Origin of the sequence: Lentzea indica, from assembly GCF_012184385.1 — a bacterium.
Classification (GTDB): domain Bacteria; phylum Actinomycetota; class Actinomycetes; order Mycobacteriales; family Pseudonocardiaceae; genus Lentzea; species Lentzea indica.
Window position 1 is genome coordinate 1 of the sequence record NZ_VSRL01000268.1, and the last position, 11,672, is coordinate 11,672.

An 11,672-nucleotide genomic window follows, 5' to 3' on the forward strand; every position below is an offset into this window, starting at 1 on the left:
CCCGTGCCCGCAGCTGGGGTGGCGGCGGGAAGTCGACCGCCGCGCCGAGGCGGGTGGCCGTGGCCGCGAGCTCGGCGACCTCGGTGGCACAGCTCTCGCAGCGGATCAGATGTGTCTCGAACGCCGCGCGTTCGGTGTCCGACAGGGCGTTCACGGCGTAGGCGCCGGTGAGCGTGTGCAGGTCGGCGGAGGTGCTCCTCATCCGGTCACCCCCATGCAGTCGCGGAGTCTGATCAGGCCGTCGCGCATCCTGGTCTTGACCGTGCCGAGCGGAAGTCCCAGCAGGCTCGCGACCTCGGGATAGGAATAGCCCTGGTAGTAGGCGAGCAGCACGGACTCGCGCTGCAGATCGGTGAGGAAGCTCAGGCACCGGCGCACCTGACGTCGTTCCAGGCGGCCGGAGACCTGTTCGCTCACCTCGTCGAACGGCCGGTTCGGGTCGAGCCGCGCCACGTGCTCCTCGCGGTGGGTCGCCGCCTGCGCGGAACGGACACGGTCGACGGCCCGGCGGTGCGTCAGCGTCATGATCCAGGTGTTGGCGCTGCCCCTGGCGGGGTCGAACCTGGTCGCGGTCCGCCACACTTCGAGCATCACCTCCTGGAACACCTCCTCCGACTGCGCCTGATCCCGCACGACCCGTCTGATCAGGCCGAACACCAACCCGGACACGACGTCGTACAGCCGCTCGAACGCGCTCTCGTCGCCGCGTGCCACGAGGGGCAGCAGATCGTCGGCAGTCGGCTCGGCCGGGTGGCCGGCGTCGCGCGGCTGGCTCTGCAGCGACCGCTCGAGCTTCGGCATCGGGCGTCCTCTCCTCAGCGTTGTCTCCTGGTGTTCGGAGCGGGAGCGCCGTCGGATCGGTGCTGGATGCGTCGTCACCGCGGGCACGCTCAGCCGAACGTGAAGGAATAGGCCTGAACGCCGGGGCTGACGGTCGCGGTGAGCGCACCCGTGTCGATCTCTGCGGTCGCGAGGAGCTGGTACGAGTCGGGCGTGCCGTCGACCTGAACGGTCCTGGTCCGGCCGTTCTGCTCGTAGGTGACGGTTCCCTTGCCGGACAACACCATCCGCAACTCCTTGGCGCGGTAGTCGAGCCGGATCCGCGCCGCTTGCCCGGTGGGGGAGATGTACTGGCTGGTCAACGTCCAGTCGCCTTCGAGCGCGAAGCTGTCCCTGGCCTGGTTCTCCGGGAACCGGAAGGACTTCTCGCCGCTGGTGTAGGTCTCGGTGCCGGCGAAGTTCACGCGTTTGGTGGACCCGAGGTAGGTCTCCCTGGTGATGTCGGCGACGACCGGTGTGTCGTCTTCCAGCTCCGTGGCCGGTGGCAGCTTCACGCCGGCGTTGGCGTCGCTCAGCAGCTGCCTGATCAGTTTCTCGGTGGTCCGGTAGTCGCCCTCACCGAACTTGATGTGCCGCACGGTGCCCTGGGCGTCGACGAGGTAATGCGCCGGCCAGTAGCGGTTGCGGTAGTTGGTCCACGTGGCCAGGTCGTTGTCCAGCGCGACCGGGTAGGTGATGCCGAAGTTCTTCGCGGCGGCCTGCACGTTGGCCGGTTCCTTCTCGAACGCGTACTCCGGTGAGTGCACGCCGATGACCTGCAGGCCGGCGTCGCGGTAGGCCTTGTCCCACGCGGTGACGTGCGGCAGGGAGCGCTGGCAGTTGATGCAGGAGTAGGCCCAGAAGTCGAGCAGCACCACCTTGCCCCGCAAGGCTTTCAGATCCACGCTGGGGGAGTTGAGCCACTGCTTCACGCCGGTGATGTCCGGTGCGGTCCCGCAGCTCTCCAGTTCCGGCGCTCCGTCGGAGCACTTGTCGAGATCCTTGTTCTGGTCGTTGACGAGCCCGCCGAGGTTCAGCGCTTTGCGGACCTGCTCGGAGTTGTTCACCTTGGCCTGCAGGTCGCTGGTGTAGTCGGGAACGAGGCGCTGCAGGAGCTGCGGCAGGTTGAACACCAGTCCCACCGCCAGCGCGATCATCACGACGCCCGCCGTGACGCGGACGCCGCGCTGGCGCTTGCGGAACGCCCGCACCCGTTCGGCGACCCGGCGACCGGCGAGCGCGAACACCAGCAGCGGGACCGCCGCGCCCACCGCGAAGGTGAGCGTCAGCACGACGGTGTCCGCGCCGACCTGCCCGGTGGACCCGGCCACGGTGATGGCGGCCAGCACGGGACCCGCGCACGGCACGTAGACCGCGCCCAGCGCCAGTCCCAGTGCGAACCCGCCTCTGCTGGGATCCGGGCTGCGCTGGGGAATCCACGTGAACGGCTTCTCCAGCAGCTGTTCGAACCGCGGCACGATCAGGCCCGCGCCGATCAGCGCGAGCACCACGATGCCCGACCAGCGCAGCACGTCCTGCGGCAGGCCGAGCAGAGACAACAACAGCGAGCCGAAGAGCGTGACCAGGCTGAAGCTGACCACCAGCCCCGCGATCACGAGGAACGGCCGTGAGCGGGAAACGCCGTCCGTGCGGGCACCTTGTGCGCCGCCGGAGAAGAAGATGACGGGGAGAACGGGCAGGATGCACGGCGAGATGCCGGTGACCAGGCCGCCGATCAGGCCGATGAGACCGAGGGTCAGCATGCCTGTGCTTCGGAACCGGGCGGCACGCGGATTGCCGGCGGGGAGAGTCTGCTGTGGCCAGTCGAGGTTCGGGTAACGGATCGGTAACCGCACCCATCCGTTCCCCGAGGGGTGGCGAATCACGAGAAGCAATCGCTCGACCACTCTTTGGAGATGTCCTGTTATGAACAAGACCGTCCGCAGCACCGCCCTGGCCATCGGCGCCGCCTCGCTCACCTTGTTCGCCGCGGCCTGCGGCTCGGGCGACATGGCGAGCAGCAGCAGCTCCAGCACCGCGCCCACTTCGACCGCGCCGTCGTCGGCGGCGATGGCCGACCCCGCCCGTGACCTCGTCGGCCCCGGCTGCGCCGACTACGCCAAGCAGGTCCCCAGTGGAGCCGGCTCCGTGCCGGGCATGGCCGCAGACCCGGTCGCCGTCGCCGCGAGCAACAACCCGCTGCTCACGACGCTGGTCAGCGCGGTGTCCGGCAAGCTCAACCCGAAGGTGAACCTGGTCTCGACCCTCAACGGCGGCGAGTTCACCGTCTTCGCGCCGGTCGACTCCGCGTTCGCGAAGATCGACGCCGCCACGATCGAGAAGCTCAAGACCGACGACGCGCTGCTCACCAAGATCCTCACCTACCACGTGGTGCCCGGTCAGGTCTCGCCGGACAAGATCGTCGGTGACCAGAAGACCGTGCAGACCGGCGTGGTCAAGGTGACCGGGTCCGGCAACGCCCTGAAGGTCAACGACGCCAACGTGATCTGCGGCGGCGTGCACACCGCGAACGCGACCGTCTACCTGATCGACTCGGTCCTGCTGCCGCAGTGACGACCGCCGGCCGGCTGAACCGCACTCCCGCGGTTCAGCCGGCAGCCCGCTTTTCGGGCGTTGCCAACAGCTGTGCCACCGGCTTGGCCCCGATGCCGTGCAGCGCGACGCTTCCCAGCACGCAGACCACCGTGATGGTCAGGATCGTGTCGGCAGCGGTCCCTTCCGGCAGCTTGTTGAACGCCAGCAGCCCGAACACGATCGTCGTCGTACCGCGCGGCCCCAACGCCCCGATGAGCACGCGTTCACGCCCGGACAGCCGTGACCCGGTGAACGAGAGAAGCACGGGCACGAGGCGGATCACCGTGAGAACGGCGACGCAGAAGAGCACTTCCTGCCACGAGACGCCCAGGGAGAAGATCAGCACGGAGGCGATGCCGACGACGAACCACATGGTCATCGTCAACAGCCCGGTGACGTCCTCCAGGAGGTGGAGGTCGGTGTCCAGCGCGTCGGAACGGGCCTCGGCGCGTCCTTTGTGGACGTGGCGGGCCTTGAGGAGCCGGTGCACGTAGCGGAACGCGATACCGCAGACGAACGAGGCGACGAAGCCGTTGCCGTCGATGGCCACGGTCGCCGTGTAGGTCAGCAACGGTGCCAGCAACACCGCGACACGCGCGCTCTGATCGGTCACCCATCCCGCCTGGTGTGCCCGGTCCATCAGCCAGCCGAGGACGACGCCGATCACGACGCCGGCGACGAGAGCCTTGACCGCGAACGGCAGCACGGTGCCCAGTGCCTCGAGCGGCGTCCGTTCCTGGGACGCGTCGCCCGCCAGGATCAGCGCGAACAGGAACAGGGGCGAGACGATGCCGTCGTTGTAGCCGCTCTCGACGTTCAACGTGCTCCGCACCCGCGCCGACAACGCACGGTCGCGGACCACCCGTTCCGCCGGGGCGAAGTCGGTCGGCACCGTCACGCACGCGATCAGCAGCAGGACGGCCCACGGCAGGCCGGGGAAGAACAGCCAGCCCAGCAGCGCGGCCAGTGCGATGCTCGCCGGCATGGCCACGAGCAGCACCCTGGCCACGAGACGGGGATAGGCGCCCCACAGACGGCCCGCGCGCACCTCGGTGGCGTCGACGAAGAGCAGGACGGCGAGGATGATCTCCGCCGCGTGCTGCACCGACTCGGTGTTCAGGCCGTCGGCGATGGCGTTCTCGTTGAGCAGCCCGACCGCGACGCCGGCCAGCACCATCACGATCGGCGCGCCGAGGTACCACCGGTCCAGCCGGTTCGCCGCCAGTGATCGGACGACCATGGCGAACGCCGCGGCGAGCAACAACGAGTTCATGCGCTCATCTTCGCCCAAGCGGTCCTAAGAGGACCTGCGGAGGGGCCGGTTTCGGGTTGACGGACGGCGCGTCGGCCAGCGTGGTGATCGCTGCCCATGGTCCGCCGTAGCCGGAGACGGCGAGGACCGCGCGTCCCACCAGACGGACACCGGTGACCCGGCCCGAAGATCCCCCCGACCGGCTGGTGCCGGCCAGCCAGGCGGGGGAGGCCGGATCGCCGACCCCCGGATGCACGGGAGACCCCGCTTCACCGAGACTGGTCACATGGTTCGTGTGATCGTCGTCGACGACGAGGAGCTGGTGCGCTCGGGATTCCGCCTGATCCTGGAGGCCGCGGGAGACATCGAGGTGGTGGCGACGGTGACGGGCGCGCAGGCGGTCAAGGAGACGAGCCTGCACCAGCCCGACGTCGTGCTGCTGGACATCCGGATGCCGGACGTCGACGGCCTCACGATCCTGCGGCAGCTGCGCGGGTTCCAGCACCCGCCGGTCGTGGCGATGCTCACGACGTTCGACTCGACGAGTACATGCGACGGCGCTGCGGTCGGGTGCGGCCGGGTTCATCCTCAAGGACACCGCGCCCGCCCAGCTCGCCCAGCTCGTCCGCACCCTCAAGGCCGGCGGTGTGGTGCTCTCCCCGAAGGTCACGCGCACGGTCGTGGACGGATACCTCGGCTCTGGCGCGGGTTCACCGGAGGCGGCGCAGATCGACCGGCTGACCGAGCGGGAACGGGCGGTGCTCGTGCTGATCGCCGACGGACTGTCCAACACGGACATCGCCGGCCGGATCCACATCAGCGTCGGCACGGTGAAGGACCACGTGTCCGCCATTCTCACCAAGCTCGGAGTCGGCAGCCGGGTGCAGGCGGCGCTCGTGGCACAGCGTGCGGGCCTGCTGTGAACAGGACACCGCTGATCGAGGTCGGCCTGATCGGGATCGCGGCCGTCGAGTTCGCGTTCAACGGACCCGACCACCCGCTGGCCGTCACCGCCGCGGTCCTGGCGGTGGTCGCACTGCTCTTCCGGCACCGGTGGCCCGTCGCGGTCTTCCTGGTGACGCTGCCCGCGCTGGTGTTCGTCGGCGGTGCGCTGGCGACGGCGATCGCCCTCTACTCCATCGCATTGATGACCGCGAACCGGTACCTCCTCGTCGGGTGCGGGGTGCTCGCCACCGCCGGGTTCGTGTTCCAGGGCACGGACCTCGAATCCTCGCGCGCCGATCTGGTGCTCGTCCTCATCTACGCCGTCATGACGGCGGCCGCGCCGATCTTCCTGGGCTGGCTGGTGCGGGCACTGGACGAGGTCCGGCAGGCCCGCGAGCACGAACGGCGGCTCGACGCTCAGGCGGTGCTGGCCAGGGAACGCAACCAGCTCGCGCGTGAGATGCACGACGTCGTCTCGCACCAGGTCAGCCTGATCGCTGTGCAGGCGGGCGCGCTCAGCGTCTCCACCACCGATCCGAAAGCCAGGACCACCGCCGAGAACGTCCGCAAGCTCTCCGTCGACACCCTCGACGAGCTGCGGCACATGGTGAACCTGCTGCGCGCGTCCGGCGGCTCCGTCACCGAGCTGACACCGCAGCCGACACTGTCCGATGTGGACCGGCTGGTCGCCGGCAGCGGGATCGAGACCACGCTGACCGGTGCCGCGCCGGAGGGCATCGACTCGGCGTTCCAGCGCACGATCTACCGCACCATCCAGGAAGCGCTCACCAACGTCCGCAAGCACGCCCCCGGCAGCACCGCGGCGGTCGAGATGCGCACGACGACACCGATCTCACCGTGACCGTGACCAACACCGCGCCGACCCGCCCGACGCTGGCGCTGCCGAGCGCGCGGCACGGTCTGGTCGGGCTCCAGGAGCGAGCCGCACTGCTGGGCGGCGACATCACGACCACGCCGACCCGTGACGGAGGGTTCCGGCTTCAGCTCCGGCTCCCGCTCACGAGCTGACGGAAAACACAAGTCCCTCATCGTCTCGATCGCGAAGACGTTCGCCGTCGCCCCGCGTGTGCGCCGCGGCCGTAGTCAGAGGTATGAGGAAACCTGTTCTGGTCATCGCGGCACTGGCGGTCGCCGCCGCCGCGGCATTGGTAGTCATGAACTCCGCCGGTGGGCCGCAGGCGAAAGCGGGCGAGTGCGTCGCGGTCTCCAACCGCACTGACGTCGTGAGCACCGGCTGTGGCGCCGAGAACGCGAGGTTCAAGGTCGGCAGGGTGCTCGCCGACTCCGGCGGGAACTGCCCTGCCAACGACGACGAGTACGTCCCGGTCGTCCCCAGCTCCGGCGGCGGCAAGCTCTGCCTGTTGCCCAACCTCGTCGAGGGCACGTGCTACCGGCCGGCCGACGACGAGGACAGCTGGGGCCGATCGGCCTGCACGGGCGAGGACACCGTCAAGGTCGCCAAGGTGATCCCGGCCGCGGGGATCGACACCGAGTGCCCGGACGGCGGGGACGATCAGATCTCGATCGTTTACCCCGAACCGCCTACGACCTACTGCCTTTCGCCGGTGCAGAAGACACCGGCCTAAACCGGGTGGTGGCGCGGTACGTACACCCAGACATGAGCGCATCTCGGGCCCTGACGACTCCACGAGTGGTGGCGTTGGCCCATGAGCTGGCTCTGCTCGCGTTCGTCGCCGCCGTCACCTACATGGCGACCCAGTACGTGACGGTGGACTGGGGCCCCGCGCCCTGTGACGTTCCCAGCGTCGGGGCGCTGGTCGCCGGTGCCGCGGTGCTGCCTGCCGTGCTCCGGCGCCGGTTCCCCGTGGTGGCGGTGCTCGCGGCGGCGGCGTTGTTCGGCTGGTACCCGGCGACCGGCATCGCGCTGGCCCTGGCGTCCTACAGCGTCGCCGAGCGGGTCGGGCCGACGCGGTGGCGGGCCGCGGTGCTGACGGTGGCGGCTCTGCTGCCGTTCACGATCGGGCTGATCGGGTCCGGGTACCAGTGGAAGGTCGTGTTCATCGAGTTCGGCATCTCCGCGCTCGTGACGATCGCCGGCCCTGTCGTGGTGCAAACCCTTCTCGCGCAACGTGAACAGCTGATCGGTGCCCTGCGTGAGCAGTCGCACTACGCCGGATCCACCGCACGGCTGCAGGAACGCTCACGCATCGCGCAGGAGATGCACGACCTGCTCGGCCATCGCCTCAGCCTGATTTCCCTGTACGCGGGCAGTCTGGAGATGGACGCGACGCGGCACGTGAGCGAACCCGCGCGGCTCATCCGGACGACGGTGCGCACCGCGATGGACGAGTTGAGGGCGACGCTGGGAATCCTCCGCCAGCCAGAGCCCGCGGCCACCCGGCCCGCCGACCACACCGGCACGAGAGCGGACATCTTCCAGCTCGTGCGGCAGGCACAGGCCGGCGGCGTTCACGTCACGCTGACCTGGGCCGGCGCCGACCTGTCCGAAGTGGCCAGACCGGTCCGGCAGGCGGTGCACCGGATCGTGCGCGAAGGGCTCACCAACGTCTGCCGCCACGCGCCTGGAGCGCGAGCGGAAGTCTTGGTGGAGCACGGCAACGACCGCGTCCGCGTCAGCGTGTCCGACGACGGGCGTGCTGCCGCCGCGACACCGGGCACCGGGCTCGGTCTGGCGGGTGTGCAGGAACGGGTCCGGCTGCTCGGCGGCACGTTCAGCGCGGGTCCGTCGGCGGGACAGGGATTCCGCGTCACCGCCGAACTCTCACTCGCCGCGACCACACCTCTCGCCCTTGCGGCGGAGGCGCAGGTTGACAAGCCGGAGGACGGATTTGCTCGTGCCGGAATGGCAGCAGTGCTGGCGACCGGGCTGATCGGCGCGGTCGCGATCCTCGTCGTCACCTTCAACACGGTGATGTTCGAACTTCCCGGCAATGCGGACGGACGGCCTGTGTTCGAGGTGGTCGCGCTCGGCAGCACGCGTGATCAGGTCACCCAGAACGTGGGATCGGACAGCCCGATCGCCCGCATCGCGTCACGCGGCGTCGAGCCGGCGCCGCCCCCGAACGCCGACTGCTCGTACACCTACTTCGAAGAGAACGGGACCGCCATGGTCGAGCGCTACTGCTTCCGGAGAGATCTCCTCGTCGAGAAGTCCCGTTTCCTGCTGCCGGGGGCCTGACCGTGATCAACGTGATGCTGGCCGACGACGAACAGCTGCTGCGCGAAGGCGTCCGGCTGGTCCTGCGGCACGCCGACGACATCGAGGTGATCGCGGAGGCCGGCGACGGCGCAGAGGCGGTGCGGATCGCCTGCGAGCACCCGGTCGACGTCGCTCTCGTGGACATCCGCATGCCGGGCACCGACGGCCTGATCGCCGCCGAGCAGCTCGCTGAGCGAGCGCCCGCGGTCAAGGTCGTCATGCTGACGACGTTCGGCGAACAGGAGTACATCACCCGTGCGCTGCGGGCGGGAGCCGCGGGGTTCCTGTTGAAGGACAGCGGGCCGCAGGAACTGATCCACGCGGTGCGGGCGGCCGCGCACGGCGGTGCCATCCTCTCGCCGCGCGTAGCCAAAGACCTGATCGACACGCACGTGACGCCGGCCGACGGCCGTTCCGTGAAAGCGCAGCGGCTCGTGGACACGTTGAACGACCGCGAGCGCGACGTGCTGGTGCTGGTCGGAGTCGGCGCCTCGAACGCGGAAGCGGCCCGCCTGCTCTACATGGGGGAGGGCACCGTCAAGACCTACGTCAGCCGCATTCTCGCGAAGCTGGGCTGCGCCAACCGCGTGCAGGCCGCGATCATCGCCCACGACGCAGGCCTCCTCCCGACGGGATGAAAACGTTGTGTGTTTGGGAAAGGAGCTCAGGACCGCCGTGCCTGAGCTCCCTCCCACCTGTGCACTCGGTTGCCGGCCCGGCACGGTGTCAGCCGAGTGCGGTTCTTGTCGCCGTTACGCGCACCTGCGCGCCGCCGCGGCGGCCTGGTTCGAGCGGTTGTTCTGCTGCGCAACGACCTTGCGCGCCTGCGCGGCCCGGTTGGCCTGCGCGGTCGCCTGCTGCTTGGACTTGGTCGCCTGCGCTGCGGCCTGGTTCGCTTGCTGCTGCGCCTGGTTCGCCTGGGTGCGGTCGGCCTGTTGCCCTGACTGCTGAGCCTTCTGCGCGGCGGCCTGAGCGGCCTGCTTGGCGGCGTTCGCCCTCTGCTGAGCCCGCTGCGCCGCCTGCTGGGCCCGCTTGGCGTTGTTCGTGGCCCGCTTGGACGCGCGCTGCGCCCGTCCCGCCTGGTTCTTCGCCTGCGCGGCGGCCTGGTTCGCCTGCTGCTTCTGCTGAGCGTTGCACTGGTTCTGGCCCGCACTCGTTGTGGTGCTGGGGGTGGTGCTTGCGGTTGCGCTCGCCGAGGAGCTTGCGGTCGTACTTGCCGTTGGGCTTGCGGTGGTACTTGTGGTGGGGCCTGCGGTCGCAATCCCGATGGTCCCGAAACTCGCCACTGCGGCCAGCGCCGCCACCAGCACGCCCCGCTTCACGTTGTTCTCCGGCATGTCCGCTTCCTTTCCGTTGGGCCCGCTGCACAGCGGAGCCACTCGATCGGGGAGTACGCGTACCTGATCACCGGACGTTCACCGAGTTCGAAGCCTCGAACCGATCGGAGAACTACGAGGGCCGACCGTCTTGCGAGATCGAGACGATCGGCAACTTGCCGCCGTCGCACGACGAAATCCACTGTTGGACCATTCGCGGACTTCACGAGAGGGCACCACATGGGCAAGCACCACAACGGCAACGGCCGGGCCAAGGCGATCGCGGCGAGCGTCGGACTGCTGGCCGTCGCGATCACCGCCACGACGTTCACCGCGAGCCAGGCGGCGCAGGACGCGCGCGCAACGCCCGCTCAGGCCACCGAGACGTTGCGGCAGAAGGCTTCCGCTCCTGGCACCGCGTGGGCCGTCGACCCGACCACGAACGAGGTCCTCGTCACCGCGGACAGCACGGTGACCGGAGCGCGGTGGGACAACCTCGTGTCCACAGTGGAATCAATGGGTGCCGGCGTGAAGCTGCAGCGCACATCCGGCACGTTCCGCCTGTTCGCCGAGGGCGGCGACGGGATCTTCGCCGGCGGCAGCCGTTGTTCGCTGGGCTTCAACGTCGTCACCGATGACAACCGCCCGGCCTTCCTCACGGCAGGGCACTGCACGGCAGCGGGAAGGCAGTTCTCGTTGTCCGCCGGCGGAAGGGCGGCGGCCACCGTGGTGGACTCGACGTTCCCCGGCAACGGTGACTTCGCGCTGCTCACCTACAACAACCGGAACGCCGACGCACCCAGCGAGGTCGACACCGGAAACGGCGGCACCGTGCAGATCCGGCGCGCGGCGGAAGCCCAGGTCGGCAGGCAGGTGCAGCGGATGGGCAGCACGACGGGGCTGCGCTCCGGCAGGGTCACCGGCCTCAACGCCACGGTGAACTACCCGGAAGGCCGCGTCACCGGCCTGATCCAGACGACCGTGTGCGCGGAGGGCGGGGACAGCGGCGGACCGTTGTTCGCCCGCAACGGTGACGCGATCGGCCTGACGTCGGGTGGCAGTGGCGACTGCCGCAGCGGTGGCGTGACCTTCTTCCAGCCCGTCACTAAGGCGTTGGCGGCGGTGGGCGCGCGCATCGGTTAACGCTCTCCCACCGCTTCAACGACTGGGCGAGAGCACGACCCGTCCGGTGGTGCCGCCTTCGGCTTGCCGTCGCCACGCGTCGGCGACGCCGGAGAGCGGCACCACCTCGTGATCGACGGTGAGCAGGCCCTGTGCCGAGTGCCGTGCGACGGCCGAGATGGCGTCCGCCCGCTGCTGCACGGTGAGCTCGTTGTTGGTGTAGCCGGACAGTCGCAACGATCGGCTGCGCAGCGTGGACGAGCCGATCGGGCACGTCTCGCCAGCCGAGCCGCCGAGGTTCACCCACCTGCCGCCTGGGCGCAGGGCCTGGGCGGCCGCGGCGGCGGGAGGTCCGAAGAGCGGGTCGAGCAGGAGGTCGGCGCCCTGCGCGGCCTCGATGAAGCGTGCGGCCAGGTCATCG

At 69.5% G+C, this 11,672-nt stretch carries 13 protein-coding genes and 1 pseudogene; 8 read left to right on the forward strand and 6 right to left on the reverse strand.

Annotated features, from left to right (window positions below):
* The 3 genes from FXN61_RS40875 to FXN61_RS40885 form a co-directional block, all read right to left on the reverse strand.
* The coding region (locus tag FXN61_RS40875; protein WP_188136035.1) for a zf-HC2 domain-containing protein at nt 1–202 on the reverse strand (202 nt) is incomplete at its 3' end.
* On the reverse strand, nt 199–801 hold the full coding sequence (locus FXN61_RS40880; protein WP_167979236.1) for a sigma-70 family RNA polymerase sigma factor: 603 nt from the start codon (nt 799–801) through the stop codon (nt 199–201). The genes FXN61_RS40880 and FXN61_RS40875, both read right to left, overlap by 4 nt.
* Before the next feature lie 89 nt (nt 802–890).
* The gene (locus FXN61_RS40885; protein ID WP_167979237.1) at nt 891–2,582 is read right to left on the reverse strand and encodes a cytochrome c biogenesis protein DipZ; all 1,692 of its coding nucleotides are present in this window, start codon (nt 2,580–2,582) and stop codon (nt 891–893) included.
* 163 nt (nt 2,583–2,745) lie between these two features.
* On the opposite strand from FXN61_RS40885, the gene FXN61_RS40890 reads away from it, so the two are divergent.
* On the forward strand, nt 2,746–3,393 hold the full coding sequence (locus tag FXN61_RS40890; RefSeq protein WP_167979238.1) for a fasciclin domain-containing protein: 648 nt from the start codon (nt 2,746–2,748) through the stop codon (nt 3,391–3,393).
* Between the two features lie 34 nt (nt 3,394–3,427).
* On the opposite strand, the gene FXN61_RS40895 is transcribed toward FXN61_RS40890, so the two are convergent.
* Nucleotides 3,428–4,687 carry a cation:proton antiporter gene (locus FXN61_RS40895; protein ID WP_167979239.1) on the reverse strand — a complete coding sequence of 420 codons (1,260 nt, stop codon included), beginning with the start codon at nt 4,685–4,687 and terminating at the stop codon, nt 3,428–3,430.
* 274 nt (nt 4,688–4,961) lie between these two features.
* Between FXN61_RS40895 and FXN61_RS56740 the strand changes: the two are divergent.
* From FXN61_RS56740 to FXN61_RS40920, 6 genes and pseudogenes are all read left to right on the forward strand, one after another.
* A pseudogene (locus FXN61_RS56740) lies at nt 4,962–5,589 on the forward strand (response regulator).
* A 482-nt stretch (nt 5,590–6,071) separates the two neighbouring features.
* On the forward strand, nt 6,072–6,473 hold the full coding sequence (locus FXN61_RS57130; RefSeq protein WP_246292784.1) for a histidine kinase: 402 nt from the start codon (nt 6,072–6,074) through the stop codon (nt 6,471–6,473).
* Nucleotides 6,470–6,640, forward strand: coding sequence for a sensor histidine kinase (locus FXN61_RS53605; protein ID WP_246292780.1), 171 nt, complete (start codon nt 6,470–6,472; stop codon nt 6,638–6,640). The genes FXN61_RS57130 and FXN61_RS53605 overlap by 4 nt, the downstream gene beginning before the upstream one ends.
* Nucleotides 6,641–6,723: 83 nt before the next feature.
* The gene (locus tag FXN61_RS40910; protein WP_167979240.1) at nt 6,724–7,218 is read left to right on the forward strand and encodes an LppU/SCO3897 family protein; all 495 of its coding nucleotides are present in this window, start codon (nt 6,724–6,726) and stop codon (nt 7,216–7,218) included.
* Nucleotides 7,219–7,250: 32 nt separating this feature from the next.
* Nucleotides 7,251–8,792: a sensor histidine kinase gene (locus FXN61_RS40915; protein ID WP_167979241.1), complete on the forward strand. Its 1,542-nt coding sequence runs from the start codon at nt 7,251–7,253 to the stop codon at nt 8,790–8,792.
* A 2-nt stretch (nt 8,793–8,794) separates the two neighbouring features.
* A complete protein-coding gene (locus FXN61_RS40920) occupies nt 8,795–9,451 on the forward strand; it encodes a response regulator transcription factor (protein ID WP_167979242.1) in 657 nt (218 codons plus the stop codon).
* 114 nt (nt 9,452–9,565) lie between these two features.
* Here FXN61_RS40920 and FXN61_RS40925 read toward each other — a convergent pair whose 3' ends face one another.
* Nucleotides 9,566–10,150: a hypothetical protein gene (locus FXN61_RS40925; protein ID WP_167979243.1), complete on the reverse strand. Its 585-nt coding sequence runs from the start codon at nt 10,148–10,150 to the stop codon at nt 9,566–9,568.
* 219 nt (nt 10,151–10,369) lie between these two features.
* On the opposite strand from FXN61_RS40925, the gene FXN61_RS40930 reads away from it, so the two are divergent.
* On the forward strand, nt 10,370–11,272 hold the full coding sequence (locus FXN61_RS40930; RefSeq protein ID WP_167979244.1) for a S1 family peptidase: 903 nt from the start codon (nt 10,370–10,372) through the stop codon (nt 11,270–11,272).
* A gap of 15 nt (nt 11,273–11,287) precedes the next feature.
* Here the strand turns inward: FXN61_RS40930 and FXN61_RS40935 are convergent.
* Nucleotides 11,288–11,672 (reverse strand): zinc-binding dehydrogenase (locus FXN61_RS40935; protein WP_167979245.1); only part of this gene is annotated, 385 nt, incomplete at its 5' end.